The sequence below is a fragment of the Pseudoduganella flava genome, assembly GCF_007830495.1.
In the GTDB taxonomy this organism is placed as follows: Bacteria; Pseudomonadota; Gammaproteobacteria; order Burkholderiales; family Burkholderiaceae_D; genus Rugamonas; species Rugamonas flava.
The window spans coordinates 34,655-60,672 of record NZ_VLKW01000004.1 but is presented as its reverse complement, the minus strand read 5'-3'; the positions used below and the strand labels follow the sequence as shown (position 1 = coordinate 60,672).

The following is a 26,018-nucleotide window of genomic DNA, read 5'->3' as shown; positions in this document are numbered from 1 at the left end:
CACCACCGACCATGGCCAAGACGCTCGACCTGCAACAGATCTTCACGTGGCTGCTGGCCGACGGCATGGTGGCAAAACCCGATGTAAAACGCCTGTACACGCAGGCGCAAGGCATCCTGCGCAACACCGCGGGGTCGATGCATCCGCTGTGCGCGGTGGCCCATTGCAAGATCGTGTCGGCGCAGCCGCCCCACAAGCAGCTGACCCTGGACCTGCTGACGGAATGGCTGGCGCGCCGCGCCCACCTGCCCCTCTACCGCATCGATCCGCTGAAGGTGGACTTCACGCGCGTGGCCGACGTGATGTCGGCCAGCTATGCGACGCGCTTCAACATCCTGCCCGTCGAAATCACGGCCGACACGCTGACGGTGGCCACCGCCGATCCGTTCGCGCTCGAATGGGAGGCGGAGATCGCGAAGATCTCGCGCCGGCAGGTCCGCCGCGTGATCGCCAACCCGCTCGACATCGCGCAGTACACGTCGCAGTTCTTCTCGCTGGCCAAGTCGATCAAGGATGCGAACAAGGCGACGGGCCAGGACCTCGCGCTGCGCAACAACTTCGAGCAGCTCGTCGAGATGGGCAAGAGCAACCGGCAGGTCGACGCCAACGACCAGCACGTGATCAACATCGTCGACTGGCTGTGGCAGTACGCGTTCGAGCAGCGCGCCTCGGACATCCACCTGGAACCGAAGCGCGACATCGGCACGATCCGCTTCCGCATCGACGGCGTGCTGCACCAGGTGTACCAGGTGCCGGCCGTCGTGATGATCGCGATGACGGCGCGCATCAAGCTGCTGGGTCGCATGGACGTGATCGAGAAGCGCCGCCCGCAGGACGGCCGCATCAAGACGCGCACGGCCGGCGGCCAGGAGATCGAGCTGCGCCTGTCGACGCTGCCCACCGCGTTCGGCGAAAAGCTCGTGATGCGGATCTTCGACCCGGACGTCGTCGTGAAGACGCTGCCGGAACTGGGCTTCCCGGAAGACGACGCGGCGCGCTGGGACGCGCTCACGAAACGCCCGCACGGCATCATCCTCGTCACGGGCCCCACCGGCTCGGGCAAGACGACGACGCTGTACACGACCCTGAAGGCGCTCGCCACCTCCGAGGTGAACGTGTGCACGGTGGAAGACCCGATCGAGATGGTGGAGCCGTCGTTCAACCAGATGCAGGTACAGCCGGGCATCGACCTGTCGTTCGCGGACGGCGTGCGGGCGCTGATGCGGCAGGACCCGGACATCATCATGGTCGGCGAAATCCGCGACCTGGCGACGGCGGAGATGGCGATCCAGGCGGCGCTGACGGGCCACCTGGTGCTGTCGACGCTGCACACGAACGACGCGCCGTCCGCCGTGATGCGGCTGCTGGAACTGGGCGTGCCGTACTACCTGCTGGAAGCGACGATCATCGGCATCATGGCGCAGCGCCTGGTGCGCACGCTGTGCCCCGAGTGCAAGGCGCCGGACGGCGAGCTGCCGGACGACATCTGGCAAGGCATCGGCGGCGCCTGGGACCTGCCGAAGCCGGAGCAGGTCTACCGCCCCGTCGGCTGCCCGGAATGCCGCCAGACGGGCTACCGCGGCCGCACCGGCATCTACGAACTGCTGACGGTGACGCCGGCGTTCAGCGCGCTGGTGCAGGAGGAAACGGACATCTCGGCGCTGCGCCGGCAAGCCGTCGCGGACGGCATGAAGCCGCTGCGCATCGCGGGCGCCTACAAGATGCTCGAGGGCGCCACGTCGGTCGACGAAGTGCTGCGCGCGACGGCATCGCTGTCGTGACCTCGCGCGCGGGGCTTGGCAAAGCGCCAAAAGCTCGTCACGGGGCTTGGCAAAGCGCCAAAAGCTCGTATATAATGCGGCCTCTTTCGGGTCGTTAGCTCAGTTGGTAGAGCAGCGGACTTTTAATCCGTTGGTCGCAGGTTCGAGCCCCGCACGGCCTACCAGAATGAAACAGGAAAGCCAACCGTTCGCGGTTGGCTTTTTTGTTTTGGCGGCGCCACCCGGACACGGGCGGCGCTCTGCCATTCACGCTTTCACGTAGATCGGACGGGCCGCCGCGCCCCGCCCCACACCACCCCGGCCATTGAACGCCCGCCCCAGCGGCACCTCCACCCAGCGGAAGAACGCGGCACCGGCCGCCAGGCTCGCGCCCCATGCGCACAGCATGCCCAGCCCCTGCCATGCCGGCTCCAGCGGCACGAAGCGGGTGAAGGCTGCGTTGACGACGAGGCACACGGGGAAGTGCACGAGGAATACCGCGTACGAGATCCGGCCCATCCGGTTGACAAACGACCAGGCCGCGCCCGTGCGGATGCGGCCGCACAGGAACAGCACGCAGGCCACGGCCAGCGCCAGCGCGATGCGGCTGCGAAATTCCAGCACGAGCGCCGCCAGCACCGGCACCACGGCCAGCACCGCCAGCAGCACCACGGCGCCGGGCTTGCGGGCGCGGTCGCCCGCCCACCATGCCATCACACCGAGCCCGTAGCTGCCGAAGAAGTACGGCGCCCAGACGTCCCAGTCGCCGTCGAGGTTGAAGTACAGCAGCGAGAACGTGATGCCGCCCGCGACGAGCGCCGGCATCAGCCACGGCAGCGGATGCGAATGCGGATGCGGGCCGGCGATGCGGCCGCCCAGCCACAGCAGCAGCGCCAGCGCGCCGTACAGCTGGAAGTCGATCGCGACGTACCACGCGCCGGCCGACAGCGATTCGTAACCCAGCACCCCATGCAGCAGCACGGCGTGGGCGCACAGCTGCGCCAGCGTGGCCGGCGCGGAGATCGAGTCGTGCGTCATCCATTCGGCAGCCAGGGCCGAAGCGACGGCCGCCAGCAGCGTCGCCGCGATGAACGGCGGTGCCAGCTTCACGTAGCGGCGCCAGATCGCGCCGCGCGGGTTGGCCAGGCCAGGGCGGCCCGTGGGGGACAGTGACTTCGCTGCCAGGAAGCCGCCGATGACGAGGAACACCTGCACGGCGATCCGGGCGGGGTCGCCCAGCCAGTCGATCAGGTCCGGCAGCACGAGCCGCACGTGGTCCGCCATCGGCCCGTAGAACGCCAGGTGGTGCAACACGATCAGCTGCGCCGCCCCGGCCTTCAATAAATTAATCAATCCAAATTCCGGCTTCACCCCATCCGTTGGCACTGTCATCCGCTTCCTTTGCACTGCTCATCAGGACCGTTCAGCCCGTGATAATTTTGTAAAGGACGCAAGGATAGCCGAGTTAGCCGGACAGCGGCGCATGCATAGCTGTCATCTTTCTGGCGAGAAAAACAAAAGGCATCCGTCGGCATTGACCGCGATCAGCCGGGCCGTCGTACTCGACGGCGTTCGTGTTGGCTCTTCGTACAGATAGCGGCCCCAGCGCAACGCGCCAGTTACAGTGAAACTTTCACGACAAATCACCTTATAAAAGGCTTAAAAATAAGATAACCATTTCGACTAGCATAGTGTTCTCTTCTAACACTGTGGAGCCTCCAGATGAAACTGACCGCATTCGCCGCCGCCGTCGCGCTGGCGCTGCCGTTGACCGCCTTCGCCGACGTCACCGCCACCTCGCACATTGGCAATTTCCATTTTGAAGTGATCGATCTCGACCTGAATGACGGCGTCACCGCGTCGCTGATGCTCGACGACGGCGGCAAGGTACTGATGGCCGGCTACTATCCGGATATCAACACGATGCCCGACCCGCTGAACTACCTCGACGACGACGGCACGGTGACGGCCTCGGTGGCGGCCGGCAGCGCCACCGCCACGCTGCACAACGGCAGCGCCGACGCATCGGCCACGTTCGGCGGCAACAAGGGCGAGGTGTTCGGCACCATCGGCGTCGGCTACTCGTTCACGCTGACGGCGAACACGAAAGTGATCCTGTATGCGGACGGCACCGCGACCGGCGGCATCGATATGGACCGCACGGGCACGAGCCACGCCGCCGTCTTCGCCACCTACTACGACGGTTCGGAAGAACCGCTGCAGATCGAGGACTTCGTCATCAGCGCCACCGGCAATACCGCCTCGCGCGGCCTGTCGGTGACGTTCTCAAGCGGTGCGGATGGGCTGGACGGTGAACTCGGCTATTCCACCGGTGTCTATGCGGGCGTCAGTGCCGTGCCGGAACCGTCGCAGGTGGCACTGATGACGCTGGGCCTGGCCGGCCTGGGCTGGCGGCTGCGCCGCAGTAAGCACAAGTAAGCGCAAGTAAGCACAAGTAAGCCGGCAGCGCACAATTGTGCCAGCAAGCCAGCCGCCAGGCTGGCTTTATCGTCCACCGCCAGCCGGGCCGCTTGCAAATGAAAATGATTCTCATTTATAGTGTTGCCTTTTGTCTCGAAAGGCACCATGTCCTCCCGCAAGTCCCCCTCCCCTGCCGCGCTCGCCACGCTGTACCTGTTTTCCGCCACCGCGACGGCCGCGGAGACGACGCCTGACGCCGCGGCGGCGATGCCGCAAGTGACCGTCGTGTCCGAACGCGCCACCGAAGCCTACAATCCGCAGCAGGCGCGGGGCGCGACCCGCACGGATACGCCGATCCTCGAAGTGCCGCAATCGGTGCGCGTGATCACGCAGCAGCAGCTCGACGACCTGGGCGCGACGCGGATGGCCGATACCGTCGATTTCGTCAGCGGCATCGCCCGCCTGAACGACTTCGGCGGCACCTGGGACAACTACGCGATCCGGGGCTTCTCCAGCACGGACATGGGTTTCCTCGTCAACGGCTTCCCCGGCGCGCGCGGCTACAACCCGACGCGCGGCACGGCCACCGTCGAGCGCTTCGAGTTCCTGAAGGGACCGGCCGGCGCCGTGTACGGCAGCAGCGAGCCGGGCGGCACGATCAACATCGTCACGAAGAAGCCGAAGTTCGCCCGGCACGACGTGGTGGAAGTCAGCGCCGGCAGCAGCGGGCTGCGCCGCGCCACACTGGACAGCACCGGCGCCCTCGCGCGCAACGTCGCGTACCGGCTGAACGTGATGGCGGAGGAAGGCAACCGCCGCGCCGCGCCGCTGGACAACCACCGCGAGCTCGTCGCGCCGGCCCTCACCTGGGTCATCGACGAGCGCACGGTGCTGAACTGGGAATCGGAATTCCTGCGCGTGAAGACGCCGCTGGACCGCGGCCTCGTCAACGTGCGCGGCGCATTGGACCTGCTGCCGCGCGACCGGGTATTGAACGAACCGGCCGACGGCAAGATGAGCCTGGACAGCGACACCCATCAGCTCACGCTCGAACATACGTTGACGGACACGTGGCGCGCCCGCGCCGGCGCCAGCTACAAGCAAAGCACGTTCGACGGCAACTACACGGAGGCGACGTCGCTGGCGGCGGACAACCGCACGCTGAACCGCCAGGCCACTTGGCGCCAGCTGCCGTCGCGCGACGTGGCGCTGCAGGGCGAGCTGGAAGGCAAGTTCACGGCGGGCGGCGTGGCGCACACGGTGCTGCTGGGCGCGGAAGCATCGCGCCTGTGGATGAATATGGAAATCCTGCGCTCGGCAAACTACCCGATTGACATCTACACGCCCGTGTACGGCAAGCCGGCGCCGGCACTGACCACCCTCACCACCAGCTCGGACGAGCGACAGCGCGTGAAGGCCGTGTTCGCGCAGGACCAGCTCAGCCTGAACGACCAGTGGAAGGTGCTGGCCGGCCTGCGCTGGGACGAATACAGCCAGACGATGGACAACCGCGTGGCGAAGACCTATACGACGCGCAAGCAAAGCGCCGTGTCGCCGCGCGCCGGCCTCACGTACCTGCCGAACGCATGGAGTTCGCTGTACGTCTCGGCCGGCAAATCCTTCCGCGGCAATAATGGCACTGACATCGCCGGCAATGCATTCGATCCGCAGCGCTCCACCTCCTACGAGGCAGGCTGGAAGCTGCAGACGCGCGACCAGCGCCTGGGCGCCACGCTCGCGATCTACGACATCACGAAGACCAATGTGCTGACGGCCAGCGACGTGCCGGGCTACTCGGTCGCCGCGGGCGAGATCCGCAGCACGGGCTTCGAGGCGGACGTCAACGGCCAGGTCGACCGGCACTGGCGCCTGACCGGCAATGTCGCGTGGATGGATGCGCGCGTGACGAAGGACAGGACGCTGGCAGCCGGCACGCGCGTGGCGAATGTGCCGAAGGTCAGCGCCGGGGTGTTCGCGCTGCGCGAGGACGAGCTGCCGAACGGCACCCGCTACGGCATCGGCGGCGGCGTCAACTACGCGGGCGACCGCTCGGGCAACACGGCCGACACGTACACGCTGCCGGCCTACACCACGGTGAAGCTGGTCAGCTGGTGGCAGGTCAGCAAGCGCGCCCGCCTGTCCGTCGACGTGCACAACCTCACGAACCGGATGTACTACACGGCGTCGTGGGGCAATCTGTACGTGATTCCCGGCCCCGAACGCAGCGTCGTCGCGCGCCTGAAGATCGACCTGTGATCAGCGCTTCGGCTGCAGCCGCCACAGCGACGTCGGCAGCGCGATCGGCGCATCGCGCTTGAAGAACGCGGAGTCCTGGATGCGCGACGTCGTCACGTACACGACGCCATCCGGGCCCTGGCTGAACGTATCGGGCCAGCGCAGCCGCGGGTCGCGCAGCACGACGCGCGGCTCGCTGCCTGGCAGCGCGAGATTGCGCACCTTGACGGAATCGTCTTCCGGCGATGTCACGTACATGTACTTGCCGGCCCGGTCGATCAACAGGCCGTCGGCCACGCCGTTGCGGCCCACCGTCTCGACCTTGCCGCCGATGTCGTCGCCGCGCCAGCCCTCTTCGATCAGCACGCTGGTGGCGATGCGGTACAGCGTGTCGCCCTTGATCGCCTGCCAGTACAGGTACTGGCCGTCGGGGCTCAGCGCGATACCGTCGGCGGCGAACTCGATGCCCTTGCCGTCCGGCCGGCGCAGCGGCTTGCCGTCCGCCGTCACGACGAGGCCCTTCTTCGGCTGCGTGGACGGATCGCCGTCGAGCAGCCGCTTCGCCTCGCCCGTGCCCAGGTCGACGAGCACGATCGCACCGCGCACGCCCGAATCGGTGATGTAGGCCCATTTGCCGTCCGGCGAGAAGCGCACGTCGTTCAGGTAGGAGCCCTGCAGCGCCACGCTTTCATCGAAGCGGATGTTCTGCAGCACCGCGTTCGACGCAAGGCTGACGCGCACCAGCTTCGGGCCGCCGGGCACGATGGTCGCCTGGGCCGGCGCGGCCGGATCGAGCACCCACACATTGCCCTGCTTGTCCGCGACGACGCTCTGCACGCAGACCCAGTGCTCGCCGGGCGACAGCTCATCCTTGCGGGCGTTGCGCCACGCGTTCCACTCCTCGTTCGGGAACGGCACCACGGCACCGTCCTTCACTTCCGCCACGGAGATGGGCGAGTCCTCCGTCCAGCGGGGGAAGTTGACGAACACGCGGCCGTCGCCGGCCACGGTGACGCCGGTGACCTGGTGGCCGAAGTCGGCCACCTTCTCCAAGGTGAAGCCGCGCTCCACGGGCGCGACCTGCGCACCGGCATGGCCGGCCAGGGCGGCCATCAGGGCGAACGATGTGGCATGACGTGCAAACGGCAGGCGGGATGGCATCGGGATTTCCTTTCTTCGCAACGCGTTAGGGAACGAGGACGGGACAGTTGTGCCGGGCGATGATGCCATACGAGGGCCGTATTGCTGCAAAGTAGCGAATCGCGCGCCGGTGCCTGCACGCCGCAAGTTGCGCATCTTGTTACCCCGTCAAAATGAGTACAAAATTGCACCAACAACAATTCCCTTCTTGCCTCGTGCCCGCACTGGCCGGCAGCCAGCAGGAGCCCCGCATGGCCAACCGCGCTTACCTGGTAGGACTGAACGAAAACTTCTTCGAGGATGACGACGTGAACCTGCACCCGCTGATCGACCGCAGCTACGCGCTGCCGCTGCTGTGGTTCAGCCTATTCGAGCCGGACGACCTGCGCATGTACAGCCACGTGCCGATCATGCTCACGTCGCGCGACAAGGCACTGGCGAACATCGACCGGCGCGCCGCCGCGCTGAAGGCATTCCTTGGTCCGCAGGCGGCGCCAATCGTCGATCACTGGCGCACGTTCATCGACGAGAACGCGTATGCGAACTACCTGATGAATCCGATGGAGCTGGTGCAGATGCAGGACGAGGAAGGCGAGTTCCTGCGCGACCTGCGACAATGGATAGCGGAATTCGAAAGCATCGCCGACGGCAGCGCCACCACCCGCACGCTCGGCATCCTGCACCAGGCGCACGACGGCCTGATGGAATATCCCTACACGGGCGATCCGCTGCACCTGTGCGGCCACAGCTTCGAGCGGCCATTGCCGTGGGAGCGCAAGCGCGCCTGATCGGGCGGCCGATCCGACGGTCGCCGTCGAGTCCCCGCGGTCGCTGCAGGCAGGGCGTGCCATCTGTTACAGTGCGCGCCTCGATAAAGGAGCAGTAATGAATTGGTTATTCCTGGCGATCGCCATCGTGGCCGAAGTGATCGCAACGACCGCGCTGAAAGCGTCCGAGGGCTTCACGCGCCCGCTGCCGTCCGCACTCGTGGTGGCCGGCTACGGCGTGGCGTTCTACATGCTGGCGCAGACGCTGCGCACGATCCCGATGGGCGTCGTGTACGCGATCTGGTCCGGCGCCGGCATCGTGCTGATCACGCTGGCCGGCTGGTTCCTGTACCGCCAGCGGCTGGACGCGCCGGCGCTGATCGGCATCGGCCTGATCGTTGCCGGCGTCCTCGTCATGCAGCTGTTCTCGAAGACGACCGGGCATTGAGCCGGCGGCCCGCCAGGCCGAACGCCAGCACCGCACCCAGCACGCAGGCGGCACCGGCGACCTGGCTGGCCGTGACGGGTTCGCCCAGCACCAGCGCAGCCAATGCCAGCGCCGCGACCGGCGCCACGGCCGTCATCAGCGACGCTTCGGAAGCGGGCACCCGTTGCGCGCCCGCATACCACAGCAGGTAACCGGCCACCGTGGGCACCAGCGCGTAGTACGCCACGGCCTGCATGGCCCGGCGCTCGTAGGCCAGCTGCCATGGCGCCTCGAACAGCGCGGCCACCGCCGACAACGCAAAGCCGATGACCGTCATCAGCACGGACAGCGCCAATGGCGACACGGGCGTCGTCATCTTCCGGTTCAGCAGGATGAACAGGCTTTCGCAGACGACGGCGCCCAGCACCAGCGCATTGCCGAGCCACGAGCCGGCATCGGCGCCGCCTTCCACCGTGGCCAGCGCCACACCGGCCGCCGCGGCGGTCAGCGCGAGCCACAGCTTCGCCCCGGGCCGTTCGCCCAGCGCCAGCACGGCGAACAGCGCCGCCACGAGCGGCAGCATGCCGACGATGATTGCCGCATCGCCGGCCGACGCGAGGCGCAAGCCCGCCATCAGCAGCGCCGTATAGCCGATCGCCCCGGCGCCAGCCTGCAGGACAAGCAACAGCCAGTCGCGCCGCGGCAGCGCCGGCCAGGACACGCCGCGCCAGCGCATCAGCAGCAGGAAGCACGGCAGTGCCAGCGCATAGCGCAGCGCGGTGGCGGTGAATGGCGGCAGCGAAGCCGCGACGATCTTGCTGGCGACGACGGCGCTGCCGACGGTGATCATCGACAGGGCGAGGTACAGGTAGCCGAGTGTTGTGCGTGACATGTGGGTTCCTTGCGAGTGACGACGAGGAGGCAGTGTGATGCGCCGGTCCCGCTAGGTCTTGAATGAAATTGCGCGCCCGGCAACCGCTTGCCGGTACTGACCGGGCGTGATGCCGTACCTGGCCGTGAAGACGCGGGTCATGTGACTCTGGTCGGCAAAGCCGCTCGCCAGCGCGGCGTCGGCCAGCGGCATTCCACGTCCCAGCAACGCGCACGCCATGTCCACGCGCCGCTGCATCAGGTAGGCGTGCGGCGTCAATCCCGTCGCGCGCGCAAAGGCGCGCACGAGCTGGAACCGGTCGATGCCGCAGGCTGCCGCCAGGTCGGCCAGCGACCACGCACCGGCGGGGTCGTCGTCCAGCATCTGCCGCGCGCGCTGTACGCCAGGCGTCACTCGGCCCTGGGCCGGCGACAGACCGTCCGACACTTGCGACAACAGCGCCAGCAGGGCCTCCTCCCAGGCCAACAACGCGGTGCGGTCGCACAGCGCCGCCCGGTGCAGGCGTTTGAACAGGACGGCCGCGCGGTCGTCGCGCACGACAGGGGCCAGCTCGCCACGCGCAGTGCCGCCCAGGTCCGCGACCGCTTGCGCGATCACCGCGGCGGGAAGATAGAGCATCGACCAGGCCCGGTCCTGCGTGCCCAGCGGCGCGCCGTCGTGCACTTCGCCGGGGTTGACCATGATGACGTCTCCGGCGCAGGCATCGACGTTGCCGCGCGCACTGGCCGAACGCTGCGCGCCGCGCAGGATCACGCCGATACCGTATTCGGCATGGCTGTGACGGGGAAAGGCCTTGTCCGAGCAGGCGTCGACGGCGGTCACGCCCGCCCAGCTGGCCGCGCGGATCGTGAAGCCGGCGCCGCGCACGGCACGGGTCATCCGGCGCCTGGCGCGATCAGCCGGGCCGTGCCCGACACCCGCACGGGGCTGCCCTGCCCCGGCAGCGCCTGCGCGTGCAGATGGCAAGGTATACCCATGTCCTCGCCCTGCACGATGTCGATGGCATCAAACGGCCGGTCGCGCATGTAGCCGATATCCCGCAGGTAGCCCGCCAGCGCCGCGGCGGCGGCACCGGTGGCCGGGTCTTCGTACACGCCACCGGAGGCAAAAGGATTACGGGCATGGAAGCGCTGCGGCGATTCGGCATGCACCAGCGCGATCGTTGCCCAGCCTTCGCGCCGCATCAGCGTGCGGCCGGCGTCCAGGTCGTAGCGCATCGCGGCCAGCGCCTGGCGGGAGTTCAGGGCCAGGATCAGATGGCCGGCGCCGCCGTTGGCCAGCGCGGGCGGGATGCGTTGATCGAGGTCGGCGCGGGTGTAGCCGAACAGCGCCAGCGCCTCGTCGACGAGTGCCGGCGGTGCCGCCGTGCCCGATGCGGGCGGGGAGACGAGGCTGGCGGCAAGGCGGCCGGCTTCAACGGTGCCGGTTACCGTCACCTGGGCGTGGTTGGTTTGCAGGGCATAGGTGGCAGGACCTCGTTCAAGCGCCAGCACGGCGCCCAGCGCGATCGTCGCGTGGCCGCAGAACGGCACCTCGGACTCGGGCGAGAAGTAGCGCACGCGCCAGCCGGTGCCGCTTGGTGCGGCGAAGACCGTCTCCGAATAGCCTACGTCGGCGGCCATGGCCTGCATCACCGCTTCGGCCGGCAGGGCCGCACCGATCCACACGCCGGCGGGATTGCCGCCGGCCGCTTCGGCGGCGCAGAATGCCGCCACCCGCTTCACCTCATTCAACACGTCGTCGCTCATCGCATCCTCCTTTGCCGCGTCAGTATAGAACGCGGCTGGGATCGATGCAGCGGCCGTCAGTTGAAGCTGAGTGCCGCGCTGTTCGCGTTCGTGACCTTCTTGCCCTTCAGGTCGATCGTGAAGTGCTCGGAAGGCTTCGCGGAGCCGAGGCCCTTGAAGATCGCGAACACCTGCTTGAACTGGTTCTGGAACGCCACGTGCACGGGGTTCTGGTCGGACAGCTGGGTGCCGGACAGCGCGATCGCCGCGGGCGATACGGGGAAGGCACCCATCAACACCTTGTACTGGCTGACGCGCTCCGCGCCCATGTCGCGCAACGCCAGCTCGCCCGCATACACGGTGCGGTGGAAGTCACCATAGAACTCGTACGGCGTGATCTTCGCGAACGACGCCAGGCTCAGGCCGGCGGCACTGGCGAGCTTCTCGGCCTTTGCGGTGGCTTCCTGCCAGTCGGCAGCCAGCTGCGTGGCGGCGACGGTGTCCGTGCCCGCCGTGCCCTTCGCCGCGCAGGTCGCGGTGAGCGGCAGCACGTCCGGCACGTCCTTCAGCTGGGCCAGCGTGACCTTCGTCTGCAGCTGCGACAGGATCAGCATCTGGCGCGCATCCAGGTTCATCGCCGCTTCCTTCATCTCGCACGGCCAGTACTCGTCCATGAAGCGCAGGCGCGACAGCTCGCCGAAGTAGTAGCGCGTGAACTCGCCATACGACTTCGTATCGAGCACGGCGCGGTTCCAGCGCTTGGCGACGTCCGCGCTGGCGGTGCTGCCTTGCAGGTAGTCGTACTCCGTCTGGTAGTAAGGGAACAGTTCGTTATAGCGCGGTACGCTGTTCAGTGCGACGGTCTGCACGTCGATCGTGTCCTTGTCCTTGTACGTGACGATCTTGTACGACGCGCCGTACACCGCGAGCGACGGCGACTGCACGTTGACGAGGAAATTGCCGGCGGCGTCCGTGTAATCGTTGGTGCCGTTGAAGTGCATGTGGCCGCCCACGTGGATCGGCAGTCCGGTTGCCGCGACGGCAGCCGTCGTTGCCGTTTCCGGCACGCGTGCGGTCTGGAACGCGCCCGGCTTGAACACGGCCTTCATCGCGTTGGTCTGGTTCGCGTAGAAGTCCATCGTCGGGTAGTGCGAGAACGCGATCAGCTGCTTGCCCTGCGCCTTGGCGCGTTCGTTGACGGACTTGATCCAGTCGATCACGTGCTTCTTGTGCGTCAGTACCTTGTTCCAGCCCGCGTTGCCCGCGCCGTCGAAGCCCTTGAAGTTCTTCGGATTGGCCGCGTCGAAGTTCGCGTTCGGCACGAACACATTGGCGTCGATCGCCAGCAGCCACAGGCCTTTCACGGGTTCGACGAGGTAGCTCGAATCGATCACCGACGTGCACTTCGTGTACGCCTTGCCCAGCTTCGCTTCGCCGGCCGCCTTGTACGCGCCGCCCTCGCCTTCCGCGCAGATCTCGTACTGGCGGTTCGCCAGAGCCGCTTGCTTGGTGGCGTCATCGACGTTGTACTGGCCGGCGTATTTGCTGAACGGGGTCTCCCAGTACACGTCGGCCTTGTTCGGCATGAAGCCGTGGTCGGCCAGCTTGGTCAGCAGCTTCTCGTAGCCCTGCTCCATCAGTTCGTCGGTGCAGACGACGCTGGCGTCCTTGTTCTTGCAGGCCGCGTTGCCCGTCGCGTAGACCTTCTGTTCCTTGCCGTCCTTCGTCAGGAAGTCGTTCTTGCCCGCTTCCAGGTCGTCGTACGGCTCGTTCGGATCGTGGTTACCCGGCGCCATGAAGAAGCGCATGCCCTTGGCCTGGTACTCCTGCAGGATCGCGGCGATGCCGTTGACGTTGATCGGCTGCGCGTCGTCCGAGTAATCGCCCGGCAGCGCCACGTAGCGGATGCCCTTCGCGTAGGCGTCGTCGAGCGCGGCGCGGAACGCGAAGTAGTTCTCGTTGAAGAGGCGCGTCGACGTGAGCTGCGCGTACATCGTGCGGATCGTCGCGTTCTTGCCGTCCTTGGTCGGAATGCCGGCGAACTGGCTGCTCTTGAAGTCGCCGTAGACGTTCTCGAAGTGGACGTCCGTCATGAACGCCACGGCAGGCATCGCCGCAGGTGTTTCCGGCACGGTCTGCGGCGGCAGCGGGTCGTCGTTATCGCTGCCGCAGGCAGCCAGCAAGGCCAGCGCCAGCAAGGCGCCGTACGGTCGAAATTGCATGCAACACTCCAGCTCGAAAGAAAGGCGGCATGTTCACACGGCAATTTGACGGGATGATGACATCGTCTACAGCACATTTCCCAGATTCGGGGTCAGACCCCGATTTTGGGAAACATTTCCAAAATTTGGGGACTGTCCCTCGATCCAGGAAATATTTCCAAAATCGAGGGACAGTCCCCTGTTGTAAAACAACCGAAAACGACCGGCCGAGCCAGGCTCTACACGTGCTTGCGATCGTCGGATACACGCTCGTAGCCCTTGGCACGGGCGGTATCGCGGATGTTTCCAAAATTGAGGGACTGTCCCTCGATTCAGGAAATGTTTCCAAAATCGAGGGACAGTCCCCTGTTGTAAAGCGACCAAAAAAAACCCGCACGAGGCGGGTTTGGTGCCGTGGCGGGCGGACGTTACTTGCTCTTCACCTGGATCGAGCTTTTCACGTCGGTCACGCCTTGCACGCCTTTCGCCAATTCGACGGCGCGGTCGGCTTCCGCTTTCGACGGCACGAAGCCGCTCAGCATCACGACGCCTTGCTGCGTCTCGACGTGCACGTCGGTGGCTTTCACGGTCTTGTCGGCGGCCATGTCAGCCTTGACCTTCGCCGTGATCATCGTGTCGGACATCGCGACCTTGGCGCTGCCGGTGGCGTCGGAGGTCTTTTCCTTCGCCGACTGTGCCATGTCGGATGCCTTGTCGCGTGCGTTCGCGGTGGCGGCGGCGGTCTTGTCGCCGAGGCGGTCGGCCGCGGCGGCAGTGCGGTCACCGGCGCGGTCGGCGGCGGCTGCCGTGCGGTCGCGCATGTCGGCGGCGCCGGCGGCAACGGTGCCGCGGTTGGCGTTATCGACCAGCACGCCGGTGCGGCCGTCGGCCGTCGTCGATGCCATCGCGTTGGCCTTCATCGAGCGGGCCTGGGCCTGGCAGGAATCCTTCGCGTCGCCCGACAGGTCGTCGCACTTCTCCTTGGCCAGGTCGTACTTCGCGTCGGCCAGCTTGCGCTCGGCACGGTTCAGTTCGTTACCGGTATTCTTGTACTGCGCCACCGCATCGCGGTCCGCCTGTGCGCGGGCGACTTTGGCCTCCTCCTGGCATACATCCTTGGCATTGCCCTTCATGGAGTCGCATTGCTTCTTGGCGGCCTTGTAGTTCGCTTCCGCCTTCTCGTGCGCTGCCTTGTACGCGTTGTTGTCGGTACTCTGTGCTGCTGCGAATGCGCTGACCAAGGCCAGCGTGAGGAATGCTGTTTTTTTCATGGTAAGTCCCCTTAAGGATGGTTGGCACCACCGATTAAACGCTGCCGGGCGCGGATGTTCTGTGCGCGACCGTACACAGTCGGGGACTTCGTTGTTTAAACGTTACTCATGCACGAGCAGGCCCGCGCTCCACAATGTGGCGGCCTGGTCGAACGGCGAAGCGGCGCGGCCGAACACGTCGCCCCGCGTGGCCAGGTTCAGCCAGGTGCGCGTGTCGTGCGAGCCATGGCTGACAGGCTGGTCGTCGCGCACCTTGCGCAGCCAGCCGTACACGTGGCCGTACTGGTCGGGATGGTAGTGCTGCGTCCACGCCAGCGCGACGAGGTCCGAATACCCTTCCTCGCGGCGCGTCTCGCGCATCTGCTTCGACAGTGCCAGCAATTCCGGATTGTCCGAAAACTCCTCGCCCACTTCCGTGAAGCCGGCCGGCAGCGCATGCCAGTTGCCCTGCGCATAGCGCCAGCAATGCCCCACTTCGTGCGCTGTCATTGCCTCGATCAGCACGTCGCGCCGTTCGTCCGGCACGTCCGCCAGGATCGTCTCCGCATTCGCGTTGCCGCGCATCGACAGCACCAGCTTGCAGCGGCCGTCGGCGAAGCCCATCGCGAACGGCACGTCGTTCGGGCCGGCCTGCGGCTGCACGATGATGTCGATCGGCAGGCTCAGCGTTTTCGCGTAGTTCAGCACGGGCGTGGCCGCGTTCAGCCAGCGCGTTTCGGTCGGCGTGAGCTGGGCGGCGGAAGCGTTCATCGCGGCTGCGCAGGTTGCAAAAGACATCAACAGGGTGGGGAAAAACTTCGGCATGAGGAGCTCCTTGGCGGAAGAATCACTATACATGCCGTTCGGCAATTTGTTACAGGCGCAGGTCGGCTGTTACAAAATTTTTCCTTGCTGAAAGTTGCAACTTTTCCTTTAGGTAAAGGCGAAACGTCAAAACTCTTCCCACGCATCGTCCGGCTGGATGCGCGCGTTGACGGTCTTGCGCGCCGCCCGGCGGGAAGGTTCCGCAGGCGCCGCGGCAGCGCGTTCGGGTACCGGCGACCTGGCCGGCTTCGCCGGTCGCGCCGCCTTGGCCGCCGCGATCGGCACTAGGGTTGCCACCTTCGCCGGCTGCACCGGGGTGCCCAATGGCTCGGCCAGCTTGAACACGGCCACCACATCCGCCAGGTGTGCCGCTTCGTCCTGCAGCGACGACGCTGCGGCCGCGGCCTGCTCGACCAGCGCGGCATTGCGCTGCACCACCTCGTCCATCTCGGCGATGGCGGAATTGACCTGCTCGATGCCGGTCGTCTGTTCCATGCTGGCCGTCGAGATTTCGCCCATGATGTCGGTGACGCGCCGCACGCTGTCGACGATCTCAGCCATCGTCGCGCCAGCCTGGTCGACGAGGCGCGCACCGACGTCGACCCGCTCGACGGAATCGTCGATCAGCACCTTGATCTCGCGCGCCGCGGCGGCCGAGCGCTGTGCCAGGCTGCGCACCTCGGTGGCGACGACGGCGAAGCCGCGCCCCTGCTCGCCCGCGCGCGCCGCTTCGACCGCCGCGTTCAGCGCGAGGATATTGGTCTGGAAGGCGATGCTGTCGATGACGCCGATGATGTCGACGATCTTCTTCGACGACGCGTCGATCGACGCCATCGTCTTGACGACTTCGGCCACCACCGTGCCGCCTTTCGTCGCGACCTCGGAGGCCGACAGCGCCAGCTGGTTGGCCTGCCGCGCATGGTCGGAGTTCTGCTTGACGGTGCCCGTCAGCTCTTCCATCGACGATGCCGTCTGTTCGATATTGCCGGCCTGGAGTTCGGTGCGCTGCGACAGGTCCTGGTTGCCCGCGGCGATCTCGCGCGAGTTCGTCGCAATCGTGTCGGTACCCTGCCGCACCTGGCTGACGATGGTCACGAGGCTGTCGCGCATCCGGCGCAGGCCGTGCAGCAGGCTGCTGTCGTCGCCCGGCTTCGTGTCGATGTCGACGGCAAGGTTGCCGGCCGCGATCGCAGCAACGATCGTCGACGCGTAATGCGGCTCGCCACCCAGCTGCTTTTGCAAGCCGCGGTGGATCAGCCAGGCCGCGCAGATGCCGAGCGCGATCGCGCTGCCGCACAGGATGTCCATCAGCAGGCTGAAGCCGCGCGCCATCTCCTCGGCGGCCTGCGCCTGCGCCTTGCTGGCCGTTTCCTGCAGGTCGATCATCTTGCTGATCGTCTTCAGCCACGCGTCCAGCGCGGGCACAGCCTGCTGCTGCAGCAGCGCCGTCGCCTCCGGCATCGCATTTGCCCGCCGCAGCGCGACCACCTTGGCGATCAGCGGCAGCGCCTTCCCTTCCGCATCCTTGATCGCGACGACGGCCTGGCGCTCGACGGCCGTCGTGTCGGCGCGGGAAGCCAGCAGCTCGTCCAGCGGGTTGGCCGACTTGCCGTAGTCGTTCGCCAGCGCGTCGAGCTGGCCGCCGATGGGCCCTTGTTCCGCAGCCAGCACGACGTCGCGCAGCACGATCGCCCGGTCATGCACGTTGCCACGCAAGTTGATCGCATAGCGCTGCTTCACGTTATGGCCGGTGGAGACCTGCATCAGGATCGCGTCGATCTGGTTGACGCGGTAGACGCCGCTGGCCGTCACGGCGATCAGCAGCAGGAAGACAAGGCCAAAGCCCAGCGCCAGCCGGGTCCCGATGTTGGTGATGTTCATGCACACTCCCCGAAAGAAAAACACGTGAATTGAAACGTGGAAACGGGAAGACGTTATCACCGGGAAATTCCCGCGATGACGCTGCATCGCGGGAGCTTGCGGCAGGACAAATGCCGTGTGGGCTGGCGCCAACAGCCCTTGCGGTGGAGGGAAAAAGCGCGGTTATTTCGCCAGCAGCGCGGCGGCGGTCGGGAACGACGGGCGGATGTCGTTCGGCACCGTCTTCATCTTGTCGAGCGCCTTCTGCACTTCCGGGCGGATGACGACGTACTTGTCCATCATCGCCTTGGCGCGCGCGTAGTCGCCGGTCGCCTCGATCGTCAGGAACTCGCGGTCCAGGTCCGTGACGGCCTGGCGGATCTTGCCGAAGTCGACGCCGAAGGTGCCGTCGCCGTGCGCCACGAAGCCGCCCTTGTCGAGCAGGTAGTTGACCTGGATGGCCATGCCGCGCGCATGCGAATCCGTCAGGCCGAAGTGCAGCGTGCGAAACGCCGACGCGAGGAAGGTCGTGTGCAGCTTGCGTTCCGCCGCGTCGCCCTGGCCCAGCGTGTCCTTCAGCTGGCCTTTCTCCATCATCGTCATCAGCGCGTACAGGCCGGTGACGTCCGCCTTGGCTTCCTCGATCGTCGCATAGGCCTCCTTCAGGTCCTGGCGCGGCGTCGACTTGCCCTGCTGCGTGCTGTGCGGGCCCAGGCCGTGCGTGATCTCGTGCGCGAGAATGTGCGTGAAGAAGGAATTGAAGTCGACGTCCTGCTGGTCGGACGGGCGCAGCACCAGCTTCGCGATCGGCGTCAACGTGGCCTTGAACTTCGCCTCCTGCACGTTCTTCAGCATCACGCGCTTCGAGCCCCGTTCGCGGATGATGCGCTCGTCGTTCGGCAGGTTGTAGGCGGCCGTCTGCACGCCCATATTGCCGTCGCCGGCACCGTACACCTGGTTGACGACGACCATCGGCGCCACCGCGCCCACCTTCGGGTTGCGGTACTGCGCGTCGAGCGGCAGGCTGTCCTCGATCTCCTGCATGTGCTTCGCGAAGAAGTCCAGCTTCGCCGTCTCCTTGCGGTCGCGGATGTTTACATACGCTTCGAAGGCGGCCTTGTAGCCGAACAGTTCGTCGTTATACGTTTCGTACGGGCCGATCGTCACGTCGACCAGCGAATCGAGGTCCATCCACGCGAAGTCGGATTGCAGGTAGTCGTTCGACAGGAACGCGTCCGCACGCAGGGTCAGGAATTTTTTCAGCGACGCGTTGTCGGTCGCGGCGGCCGCTTCGCGCAGCAGCGCGGCCAGTTGGGTCAGCTCGGTCTTGTACTCGTCCGAATACTTGACGATCTTGAACTTGCCGTCGCTGCCTGGTCGGATCGTCGTGAAGAACCATTGCGCCTGCTGCTTGTCCTGCGGCGGCAGGCCGTCCATCCAGCGCTCCAGCGCCTCCTTGGTGGCACCCTCGGGATAGAAGTTCGCGGCGGCCGGCTTCGTCGGCGGCACCGCGATGCCGCTCACCTGCGCGGGCAGGAACGACTCGTTGCCGTCGATGATCGACCACGGGCCCTTGTTGAGCCAGAAGTAATCGGCGCGCGCCTTGCCGAGTGCCGACTTGTCCTTGCGCAGCGCCGCCCAGAGCGCCTCGTTGCCGGCCCAGCGCTGGCGCAGCTGCAGCGTGTCGACGATCTTCGCCGCTTCGATCAGCTTGGCGATCGCCTTGCGGTCGCCGGCCGACAGCATCGACGTATCGGCCTTCAGTTCGACGGGCGCGAACCGCTGCGCCATCCTGTTCAAGTCGGCGACACCGGCCGGCGCCGCCATCGCCGTCGCGGCCGACACGGCCAGCACCAGCGGGAGAAGTACGTTTTTCATGGGACCTTTGCTTCGGGTGGAAAGGAAGCGGTCATTGTAATCCCCGGCGATGCTACTGATGAGCTTGTGTCCTGCTGGGGGCGTAGCAGGGATTTCGTGGAGCGCAGCTCCGCGCCTGCGCAGCGGGCGATGGCATGCAGGCCACCGCCCTCCCCAGCCCCATCTTCCCGTCAATACACGCGGTACACCTTGCCCGTCTCCGGCCCGTCGACGCTGCGCTGGTAGGCCATCGCGACGCGCTTGGCGTCGGCCGGTTCGAAGCCGGGGAACAGGTGGCCGTACAGCGGCACGGATTCCGTCAGCACGGTCGGCGCGACAACGTTGATGCGCAGGCCGCGCTGCAGGTCCAGCGCCGCGCCGGCCACGAAGCCTTCCAGGCCCAGGTTCACGGTCATCGCATTGGCGCCGTGGCGGATCGCGTGGTAGGCGTCGATGCCGGACGTCAGCGTGATCGAGCCGCCGTCGTTCAGTGCGTGCTGCGCGGCCAGCGCCACGTGCACCTGCCCCAGCAGCTTGCTGTGCAGGCCGACCTGGAACTGCTCCGGCGTCATCTCGGAAAACGGCCCGATGTGCAGCCCGCCCGCCGCGACGACGACGCCGTCCACCGGCCCCGTGCGCGCGAACAGCGCCTGCACGCTGGCGTAGTCCTCGATCGCGACCTGCTCCTCGCCGCTGCCGCGGCCCGCGCCGATGATGTCGTGGTGCCGGCCCAGGCGTTCGACGACCGCGCGGCCGATGGTGCCCGCGGCACCGATGACGATGATCTTCATATCCGCTCCTGATGTGTGAAAGAGGCGTCAGTATCGGCGTCAACGGAGCAGGAATAAATGCGCTAGCATGACGGACATTCGAAACTGCCGATTAGGAATCGATGGACAAGCTGCGCAGCATGGAAGTCTTTGTCGCCGCCGTGGAGGCCGGCAGTTTCGCCGCGGCCGCGGAACGCTGCGGCATGTCGGCAGTGATGGTGGGGAAGCACATCCGCGCGCTCGAGCAGATGCTGGGCGCGGCACTGCTGACGCGCACGACGCGCCGCCAGGCCCTCACCGAGATCGGCCGCCGCTACGCGGACCAGTGCCGCGCGATCCGCGCCCAGATCGACGAGGCGCAGTCGCTGGCCGAATCGATGCGCACGGCACCGCGCGGCCTGCTGAAGGTGACGGCGCCGGTATCGTTCGGCGCGCGGTGGCTGGCGCCGGCCGTCACGGATTACCTGCGCCTGCATCCGGACGTGACGGTGGACCTGAACCTGAACGACCGCACCGTGGACCTCGTCGAAGAAGGCTTCGACGTCGCCGTGCGCATTGGCCCGCTGCCCGATTCGACGCTGGTGGCGCGGCCGCTGCGGCCGTACGGGATGGCGATCTGCGCGTCGCCCGCCTACCTGAAAAAGCACGGCAGGCCACGCACGCCGGCCGACCTGGCGCAGCACGAATGCCTGGAATTCACGGGCTGGCTGCCGCAGGCGAGATGGAAGCTGAAAGGGGAACGGGATGGCCGTCTGGTGCGGCCGGGGCGCTTTTGTGCGAACAGCACGGCGGCGTTGCGGATGGCCGCGTTGAACGGCTTCGGCATCGTCATGCAGGCGGAAGTGATCCTGGCCGACGACATCGCCGCCGGCCGCCTCGTCCCGCTGCTGCGCAACTACCTGCCGTCGCCGCGGCCGATGCACCTCGTCTACTCGCGCGACCGGCGCGCCACGCCGAAGCTGACGACGTTCGTGGATTTCCTGCTGGAGCGGTTCGGGCAGTGAGTGGTGAATGCAGCTGAGGCCGTGTCCCTCTGGGGTCTGACCCCAGAGGGACACGAGCTCGGCTGTTACGCCACCTCGGTGACGAACTCCGCGCGTGGGCGGCGCACCTTCGGCAGCTTGACCAGCCAGTCGCCCTCTTCCTGGCGATAGCCGAGCGGCAGCAGTGCCACGCTCTTCAGGCCGCGCTCGCGCAAGCCCAGGATCGCGTCGACGGCGGCCGGGTCAAAGCCTTCCATCGGCACGCTGTCCACTTCCTCGAACGCGGCGGCGATCAGCGCGGCGCCCAGGCCCAGGAACGCCTGGCGCGCCGTGTGGCTGAAGTTCACCGCCTCGTCGCGCTGCGGGTAGGTCGACAGCAGCATCTGGCGGTAGTCTTCCCAGCCCTGGTTGCGGAAACCCCGCACTTCGTTGGTCAGGTCGAACATGTGGTTGATGCGCTCGGCCGTGTAGTTGTCCCATGCCGCGAACACCAGCAGGTGCGAACCGTCGACGACCTGCTGCTGGTTCCACGCCACTTCCGCGATGCGCCGCTTCACGTCCGGGTTCGTCACCAGCAGGATCTCGTAAGGCTGCAGGCCGGAAGACGTCGGCGCCAGGCGCGCCGCTTCGATGATGCGTTCCACCTTCTCGGCCGGCACGGCGCGGGTCGGGTCCATTTTTTTCGTGGCATAGCGCCACTGCAGTTTGTCCAGCAGTTGCATGCGTCATTTCCTTTGTGTTGACGGGTTGAGTCGATTGTATTTTTCGCCAGGATGAAGATAAACTAGCTTTCCAACAAATAATTTGTGCTTGAGAGGATAAAATGGCCCGCCGTTTCGATCACCTGGCCGATGTCGAGGCCCTGCTCACCGTCGTCGAGCATGGGTCGCTGACCGCCGCCGCCGTCGTGCTGGCCACCACCCCTTCGGTGCTGAGCCGCGCCATCGCCCGCCTGGAAGCGCGGCTCGGCACGCAGCTGCTGCGGCGCACGACGCGCAGCCAGAGCCTCACCGATGCGGGCCGGCTGTACGTGGACGAGACGCGCCAGGCCTTCGCCCAGGTCGAGAAGGCCGAGCAGGCGATCCAGCGCTGCGCCGAGCCGGAAGAGCTCCTGTACGGGCGCGTGCGCATCAGCGCGCCGACCAGCTATGGCCACCAGCGCCTGCCGCCGATGCTGGCCGAATTCGCGCGCCGGCACCCGCAGGTGCAGGTGGAACTGAACATCACGAACCGCAACGTGGACCTGGCGGCCGAAGGCTACGACGTGGCGATCCGCTCCGGCCCGCTGCCCGACAGCAGCATGGTCGCGCGCACGCTGGAGATGGCGGACATGATCCTCGTCGCCACGCCCGATTTCGTGCGCGCTGCCGGCCCGCTGGACACGTTCGACGACCTGCAGCGCCAGCGCTGCATCGGCTTCGTGCGGCCCAGCACCGGGCGGCTGATTCCATGGATGCTGCGCGTCGACGGCCGCGACGTGGACTGGACGCCGCCGCCCGGCATCACCGTGTCGGACGACGTGATGGGCGTCGTCACGCTGGCCGCACAGGGCCTCGGCATCACGGCGTGTGCGCGCTACATGGCGGCGGAAAGGATCGCGGCGGGCCAACTGGTAGAGGTGCTGCCGCAACTGGGCGGGCGCACCCGTGCGTTCTCGCTGGTGTACGCGCCGCACCGCGGCCTGTCGGCGCCGGCACGCGCGTTGATCGACCTGCTCGTCGCACGCGCCGCCCAGGCCTGAACATCCGATTCGGAGCGCCCCGGGCCGGCGGCCACGCGGCCACCGGCCTCGCCAGCGCAACCTTTAACGGACGGCGTTCTGCGTCAACTGCGCGAGCTGGCCTTGCGGCTGCCAGCCGGCACCCAGCGCGCGCGCCACCGCCACGGCGGCGAGCAGCCGCTGCGTGTCGATCTGCGCGGTGGCGCGGTCGGCCGCCAGCGCGCTGCGCTGCGCATCGGTCACGTCCAGGTAGGTCGACAGGCCGCGCTCGTAGCGCGCCCGCGCCACCATGTAGGCGCGGGCTGCCGCTTCGCGCGACTCGGCCTGCGCCTTGCCCTGCTGCTGCCGCTGCTGCACGTCGGACAATGCATCCTCCACTTCACGCAGTGCCGTCAGCAGCTTGCCCTGGTGGTTCGCCAGCGCCTCGTTGTAGCGCGACTGCGCGGCCTGCAGGTTGGCCTTGTTGCGGCCGCCGTCGAGGATCGGCAGCGACAGCGCCAGCGGGCCGACGCTGAACTGGCGGGAACCGCTCTTGATCAGTTCCGACAGGCTCTCGGATGCGAAGCCGAAATTGCCGGTCAGGCTCAGCGACGGGTAGAACGCCCCTTCGGCCACGCCGATGTTCGCATTGGCCGCCTTCAGGGTCGCGACGCTGGCCGCCAGGTCCGGCCGCTGCGCCAGCAGGCTGGCCGGCAGGCCGACGGGAATCGCCGGCGGCTGCGGCAGCGCGGCGGCCTGCGCGGCCGGCAGCACGGCGGCCGATGGCGAAGCGCCCAGCAGCACGGCCAGGCCGTGTTCCAGCTGGTTGCGCTGGCGCTGCACTTCTTCCAGGTCGGCCTGCGCGTTGGCGCGTTCGATACGGGCACGGGCCGTATCCAGTTCATTGGTCAGGCCCGCGTTGTAGCGGGCGTTGACGAGGTCCTCCGTTTCGCGGCGCGTATCGAGCGCGGCACGCAGGATCGCGATCTCGGAGTCCAGGCCGCGCAGTTGCCAGTAGGTCGTGGCAACCTGCGACGTCAGCACCAGCATCACGCCGTCGCGGTCCGCCTGCGCGGCCAGCGCCTGCGCATCGGCCGCCTCGACGGCGCGCCGCACGCGGCCCAGCAGGTCCAGCTCATACGAGAACGATGCGCCGACCGAGTAGTTGTTGCCGGAGATCGCGCGGTGGCCCAGCGCGATGCCCTGCGACGTGTTGGCCGACGTGCGCGAGTTCGACACGCCCGTGCTGACGTCCAGGTGCGGCCGCTCGCTGGCGCGCACGACGCCCAGCTGGGCCTCGGCCTGCACCAGGCGCTCGGCCGCTGCCTTGACGGTGGGGCTGTCGGCCAGCGCCTGCTGTTCCAGGCGGTTCAGCGTGTCGTCGCCGAACACGCTCCACCATTGCTGCGGCAGATGGGCCGTATTGTCGGCGCCTTGCGGCGCGTGGCGGAAGCTGGTGTCGGCCACGTTTTGCGGCGCCTTGAAATCCGACCCCACGGTGGCGCAGCCGGACAGCATCAGCGCGGCGGAGGCCACGGCCAGGGTCATGTATTTTTGGATGAACATAGTTACCTCTTGTTGTATGTGCCGAGCCTAGTGACCGCCACCGCCGGCGCCGGAAGGCGACTTCACCTTGTCCGACAGCCACAGGATCAGGATGCACGAGAGCAGGATGCCGCCGACGATGAAGAAGCCGTCGTTGTAGGCCATCACGAACGCTTCGCGCCGTACGATGCCGTCGATCGCCTTCAGCGCCTTGTCCGCCGCGTTGACCGGGTCGAAGCCCTGGCCGATGAACGATTGCGTCATCTGGTCCAGGCGCTGCTGCGTCGCCAGCGAGAAGCCGGTGATCGATTCGCCCAGGCGCTGCGAGTGGAAGTGCTCGCGCTGCGTCAGCGCGGTGGCCAGCAGCGCGATACCGATCGAGCCGCCCAGGTTACGCGTCATGTTGAACAGGCTCGAGGCGGACGCCATGTCCTTCGGAGCGATGCCGTTCATCGCGAAGTTCGACAGCGTCAGCATGACGAACGGCTGGCCCAGCGCGCGCACGATCTGCGACAGCATCAGCTGGTCGTAGCCGGTGCTCGCATCCATGTACGCGTTCATCAGGCACGACCCGCCGAACAGCAGCAGGCCGAACGTGCACAGGATGCGGTTGTCGACCTTCGACGACAGCTTCGCCACGAACGGCATGATGAACAGCTGCGGCAGGCCGACCCACATGATCACTTCGCCGATCTGCATCGGCGAGTAGCCGGCGATCTGGCCGAGGAACAGCGGCAGCAGGAACGACGAGCCGTACAGGCCCATGCCCATCACGGCCGACAATGCGGTGGCGACGAGGAAGTTGCGCTGGCCGTACAGCCCCAGGTTGACGAACGGCTGCGCGCGCATCGCGCTCGTCACGACCCAGCCCAGCAGGCCGACGATCGCCAGGCCGGCGAACGTGATGATGAACGCGGAGTCGAACCAGTCCTTGCTGTTGCCCTCTTCCAGGAACACGGTCAGGCAGCCCAGGCCCAGCGCCATCAGGCCGATGCCCAGCCAGTCGGCGTTCCACAGCTGGTCGAGGTTCCACTTGTCCTTGTCCAGGCCATAGGCGATACCGGCCATCAGCAGCACGCCCGGCACCCAGTTGATGTAGAAGATCGACGGCCAGCCATACAGCTCGGACAGGTAGCCGCCCAAGGTCGGGCCCATCGCCGGCGCCAGCGTCGCGGTCAGGCCGAACAGCGCCATGCCGGTCGCGCGCTTCGACGGCGGCAGCTTCGTCATCACGAGCGTCATCGCCATCGGGATCAGCGCACCGCCCGTGAAGCCCTGCGCCATCCGGAACGCGATCATGCTTTCCAGGTTCCAGGCGAAACCGCACAGCGTGGAGAACACGAGGAACAGCGCCGTGGTGCCCATCATGTAGCCGCGCAGCGTGAACACGCGGGTCAGCAAGGCGGTCAGCGGGATGACGATGATCTCGGCCACCAGGTAGGCGGTGGAGATCCACGAGCCCTCTTCCTGCGTGGCCGACAGCGAGCCGAGGATGTCCTTCAGCGACGAGTTGGTGATCTGGATGTCCAGCACCGCCATGAAGGCGCCCAGCATGCCGGCGGCAACGGCCACCCAGGTGCGGCCGGACACCGCACCGCTCGCCTGGCCGTAGCCGTGCGCCGCGGGCGGATTGCCTGCCATGGTTTGCGAACTCATTGC

Annotated in this window: 21 protein-coding genes and 1 tRNA gene; 8 read left to right on the top strand and 14 right to left on the bottom strand. The window is 66.8% G+C overall.

The features are described 5' to 3' along the window. Window positions 1-11: 11 nt before the first annotated feature. Together tfpB and IP92_RS11915 are read left to right on the top strand one after the other, a co-directional pair. Window positions 12-1,781: a type IV pilus assembly ATPase TfpB gene (tfpB, locus tag IP92_RS11920; RefSeq protein WP_145875015.1), complete on the top strand. Its 1,770-nt coding sequence runs from the start codon at window positions 12-14 to the stop codon at window positions 1,779-1,781. An 88-nt stretch (window positions 1,782-1,869) separates the two neighbouring features. Next, window positions 1,870-1,945 (top strand) — tRNA-Lys (locus IP92_RS11915). An 82-nt stretch (window positions 1,946-2,027) separates the two neighbouring features. Here IP92_RS11915 and IP92_RS11910 read toward each other — a convergent pair. Beyond that, complete coding sequence (locus IP92_RS11910) at window positions 2,028-3,152, bottom strand: acyltransferase family protein (RefSeq protein WP_145875013.1); 1,125 nt, start codon at window positions 3,150-3,152, stop codon at window positions 2,028-2,030. Window positions 3,153-3,482: 330 nt separating this feature from the next. On the opposite strand from IP92_RS11910, the gene IP92_RS11905 reads away from it, so the two are divergent. Together IP92_RS11905 and IP92_RS11900 are read left to right on the top strand one after the other, a co-directional pair. Further along, a complete protein-coding gene (locus IP92_RS11905; RefSeq protein WP_145875011.1) occupies window positions 3,483-4,199 on the top strand; it encodes a PEP-CTERM sorting domain-containing protein in 717 nt (238 codons plus the stop codon). 147 nt (window positions 4,200-4,346) lie between these two features. Beyond that, on the top strand, window positions 4,347-6,437 hold the full coding sequence (locus tag IP92_RS11900) for a TonB-dependent siderophore receptor (RefSeq protein WP_145875009.1): 2,091 nt from the start codon (window positions 4,347-4,349) through the stop codon (window positions 6,435-6,437). Here IP92_RS11900 and IP92_RS11895 read toward each other — a convergent pair whose 3' ends face one another. Then, window positions 6,438-7,577, bottom strand: a complete 1,140-nt coding sequence (locus IP92_RS11895; protein ID WP_229418739.1) for an L-dopachrome tautomerase-related protein — start codon at window positions 7,575-7,577, stop codon at window positions 6,438-6,440. It lies immediately after the preceding gene. 230 nt (window positions 7,578-7,807) lie between these two features. On the opposite strand from IP92_RS11895, the gene IP92_RS11890 reads away from it, so the two are divergent. Beyond that, complete coding sequence (locus IP92_RS11890) at window positions 7,808-8,344, top strand: hypothetical protein (RefSeq protein WP_145875007.1); 537 nt, start codon at window positions 7,808-7,810, stop codon at window positions 8,342-8,344. A 97-nt stretch (window positions 8,345-8,441) separates the two neighbouring features. Further along, window positions 8,442-8,771 (top strand): DMT family transporter, encoded by a 330-nt coding sequence (locus IP92_RS11885; RefSeq protein WP_145875004.1) that lies wholly within the window; start codon window positions 8,442-8,444, stop codon window positions 8,769-8,771. Here the strand turns inward: IP92_RS11885 and IP92_RS11880 are convergent. The 9 genes from IP92_RS11880 to IP92_RS11840 all read right to left on the bottom strand — a co-directional run bounded on the left by IP92_RS11880 (window position 8,737) and on the right by IP92_RS11840 (window position 20,153). After that, window positions 8,737-9,642, bottom strand: a complete 906-nt coding sequence (locus IP92_RS11880) for a DMT family transporter (protein ID WP_145875002.1) — start codon at window positions 9,640-9,642, stop codon at window positions 8,737-8,739. The two genes, IP92_RS11885 and IP92_RS11880, sit on opposite strands and share 35 nt — an antisense overlap. A gap of 51 nt (window positions 9,643-9,693) precedes the next feature. Then, complete coding sequence (locus tag IP92_RS11875; RefSeq protein WP_145874999.1) at window positions 9,694-10,521, bottom strand: AraC family transcriptional regulator; 828 nt, start codon at window positions 10,519-10,521, stop codon at window positions 9,694-9,696. Then, the gene (locus IP92_RS11870) at window positions 10,518-11,390 is read right to left on the bottom strand and encodes a PhzF family phenazine biosynthesis protein (protein ID WP_145874997.1); all 873 of its coding nucleotides are present in this window, start codon (window positions 11,388-11,390) and stop codon (window positions 10,518-10,520) included. The genes IP92_RS11875 and IP92_RS11870 overlap by 4 nt, the downstream gene beginning before the upstream one ends. A 56-nt stretch (window positions 11,391-11,446) precedes the next feature. Next, window positions 11,447-13,591: a metallophosphoesterase family protein gene (locus tag IP92_RS11865; protein ID WP_199271929.1), complete on the bottom strand. Its 2,145-nt coding sequence runs from the start codon at window positions 13,589-13,591 to the stop codon at window positions 11,447-11,449. Window positions 13,592-13,998: 407 nt separating this feature from the next. Next, window positions 13,999-14,841: a BON domain-containing protein gene (locus IP92_RS11860; RefSeq protein ID WP_145874995.1), complete on the bottom strand. Its 843-nt coding sequence runs from the start codon at window positions 14,839-14,841 to the stop codon at window positions 13,999-14,001. A 102-nt stretch (window positions 14,842-14,943) separates the two neighbouring features. Beyond that, window positions 14,944-15,591, bottom strand: coding sequence for a hypothetical protein (locus IP92_RS11855; protein ID WP_229418738.1), 648 nt, complete (start codon window positions 15,589-15,591; stop codon window positions 14,944-14,946). 180 nt (window positions 15,592-15,771) lie between these two features. Beyond that, window positions 15,772-17,526: a methyl-accepting chemotaxis protein gene (locus IP92_RS30705; RefSeq protein ID WP_145874990.1), complete on the bottom strand. Its 1,755-nt coding sequence runs from the start codon at window positions 17,524-17,526 to the stop codon at window positions 15,772-15,774. A 162-nt stretch (window positions 17,527-17,688) separates the two neighbouring features. Next, window positions 17,689-19,383 (bottom strand): DUF8614 domain-containing protein, encoded by a 1,695-nt coding sequence (locus tag IP92_RS11845; protein WP_145874987.1) that lies wholly within the window; start codon window positions 19,381-19,383, stop codon window positions 17,689-17,691. 170 nt (window positions 19,384-19,553) lie between these two features. Continuing rightward, window positions 19,554-20,153 (bottom strand): short chain dehydrogenase, encoded by a 600-nt coding sequence (locus IP92_RS11840; RefSeq protein ID WP_145874985.1) that lies wholly within the window; start codon window positions 20,151-20,153, stop codon window positions 19,554-19,556. 101 nt (window positions 20,154-20,254) lie between these two features. Here IP92_RS11840 and IP92_RS11835 point away from each other — a divergent pair, with 101 nt between their 5' ends. Then, complete coding sequence (locus IP92_RS11835; RefSeq protein ID WP_145874982.1) at window positions 20,255-21,136, top strand: LysR family transcriptional regulator; 882 nt, start codon at window positions 20,255-20,257, stop codon at window positions 21,134-21,136. A gap of 65 nt (window positions 21,137-21,201) precedes the next feature. Here the strand turns inward: IP92_RS11835 and IP92_RS11830 are convergent, their stop codons facing one another. Continuing rightward, complete coding sequence (locus IP92_RS11830) at window positions 21,202-21,837, bottom strand: NAD(P)H-dependent oxidoreductase (protein ID WP_145874980.1); 636 nt, start codon at window positions 21,835-21,837, stop codon at window positions 21,202-21,204. A 101-nt stretch (window positions 21,838-21,938) separates the two neighbouring features. Between IP92_RS11830 and IP92_RS11825 the strand changes: the two genes are divergently transcribed. Then, a complete protein-coding gene (locus tag IP92_RS11825) occupies window positions 21,939-22,856 on the top strand; it encodes a LysR family transcriptional regulator (RefSeq protein ID WP_145874978.1) in 918 nt (305 codons plus the stop codon). Window positions 22,857-22,919: 63 nt separating this feature from the next. Here the strand turns inward: IP92_RS11825 and IP92_RS11820 are convergent, their stop codons facing one another. Together IP92_RS11820 and IP92_RS11815 are read right to left on the bottom strand one after the other, a co-directional pair. Further along, on the bottom strand, window positions 22,920-24,380 hold the full coding sequence (locus IP92_RS11820) for an efflux transporter outer membrane subunit (protein WP_145874976.1): 1,461 nt from the start codon (window positions 24,378-24,380) through the stop codon (window positions 22,920-22,922). Between the two features lie 27 nt (window positions 24,381-24,407). Continuing rightward, the gene (locus IP92_RS11815) at window positions 24,408-26,015 is read right to left on the bottom strand and encodes a DHA2 family efflux MFS transporter permease subunit (RefSeq protein ID WP_145874974.1); all 1,608 of its coding nucleotides are present in this window, start codon (window positions 26,013-26,015) and stop codon (window positions 24,408-24,410) included. Window positions 26,016-26,018 lie beyond the last annotated feature (3 nt).

What these genes read in the sequence shown, in the direction of transcription:
- IP92_RS11855 (WP_229418738.1), bottom strand. Translation starts at nt 15,591, where the DNA reads ATGAACGCTTCCGCCGCCCAGCTCACGCCGACCGAAACGCGCTGGCTG.
- tfpB (WP_145875015.1), top strand. Translation starts at nt 12, where the DNA reads ATGGCCAAGACGCTCGACCTGCAACAGATCTTCACGTGGCTGCTGGCC.
- IP92_RS11900 (WP_145875009.1), top strand. Translation starts at nt 4,347, where the DNA reads ATGTCCTCCCGCAAGTCCCCCTCCCCTGCCGCGCTCGCCACGCTGTAC.
- IP92_RS11905 (WP_145875011.1), top strand. Translation starts at nt 3,483, where the DNA reads ATGAAACTGACCGCATTCGCCGCCGCCGTCGCGCTGGCGCTGCCGTTG.
- IP92_RS11820 (WP_145874976.1), bottom strand. Translation starts at nt 24,380, where the DNA reads ATGTTCATCCAAAAATACATGACCCTGGCCGTGGCCTCCGCCGCGCTG.
- IP92_RS30705 (WP_145874990.1), bottom strand. Translation starts at nt 17,526, where the DNA reads ATGAACATCACCAACATCGGGACCCGGCTGGCGCTGGGCTTTGGCCTT.
- IP92_RS11890 (WP_145875007.1), top strand. Translation starts at nt 7,808, where the DNA reads ATGGCCAACCGCGCTTACCTGGTAGGACTGAACGAAAACTTCTTCGAG.
- IP92_RS11895 (WP_229418739.1), bottom strand. Translation starts at nt 7,577, where the DNA reads ATGCCATCCCGCCTGCCGTTTGCACGTCATGCCACATCGTTCGCCCTG.
- IP92_RS11860 (WP_145874995.1), bottom strand. Translation starts at nt 14,841, where the DNA reads ATGAAAAAAACAGCATTCCTCACGCTGGCCTTGGTCAGCGCATTCGCA.
- IP92_RS11870 (WP_145874997.1), bottom strand. Translation starts at nt 11,390, where the DNA reads ATGAGCGACGACGTGTTGAATGAGGTGAAGCGGGTGGCGGCATTCTGC.
- IP92_RS11835 (WP_145874982.1), top strand. Translation starts at nt 20,255, where the DNA reads ATGGACAAGCTGCGCAGCATGGAAGTCTTTGTCGCCGCCGTGGAGGCC.
- IP92_RS11830 (WP_145874980.1), bottom strand. Translation starts at nt 21,837, where the DNA reads ATGCAACTGCTGGACAAACTGCAGTGGCGCTATGCCACGAAAAAAATG.
- IP92_RS11875 (WP_145874999.1), bottom strand. Translation starts at nt 10,521, where the DNA reads ATGACCCGTGCCGTGCGCGGCGCCGGCTTCACGATCCGCGCGGCCAGC.
- IP92_RS11815 (WP_145874974.1), bottom strand. Translation starts at nt 26,015, where the DNA reads ATGAGTTCGCAAACCATGGCAGGCAATCCGCCCGCGGCGCACGGCTAC.
- IP92_RS11845 (WP_145874987.1), bottom strand. Translation starts at nt 19,383, where the DNA reads ATGAAAAACGTACTTCTCCCGCTGGTGCTGGCCGTGTCGGCCGCGACG.
- IP92_RS11840 (WP_145874985.1), bottom strand. Translation starts at nt 20,153, where the DNA reads ATGAAGATCATCGTCATCGGTGCCGCGGGCACCATCGGCCGCGCGGTC.
- IP92_RS11885 (WP_145875004.1), top strand. Translation starts at nt 8,442, where the DNA reads ATGAATTGGTTATTCCTGGCGATCGCCATCGTGGCCGAAGTGATCGCA.
- IP92_RS11865 (WP_199271929.1), bottom strand. Translation starts at nt 13,591, where the DNA reads ATGCAATTTCGACCGTACGGCGCCTTGCTGGCGCTGGCCTTGCTGGCT.
- IP92_RS11910 (WP_145875013.1), bottom strand. Translation starts at nt 3,152, where the DNA reads ATGACAGTGCCAACGGATGGGGTGAAGCCGGAATTTGGATTGATTAAT.
- IP92_RS11825 (WP_145874978.1), top strand. Translation starts at nt 21,939, where the DNA reads ATGGCCCGCCGTTTCGATCACCTGGCCGATGTCGAGGCCCTGCTCACC.
- IP92_RS11880 (WP_145875002.1), bottom strand. Translation starts at nt 9,642, where the DNA reads ATGTCACGCACAACACTCGGCTACCTGTACCTCGCCCTGTCGATGATC.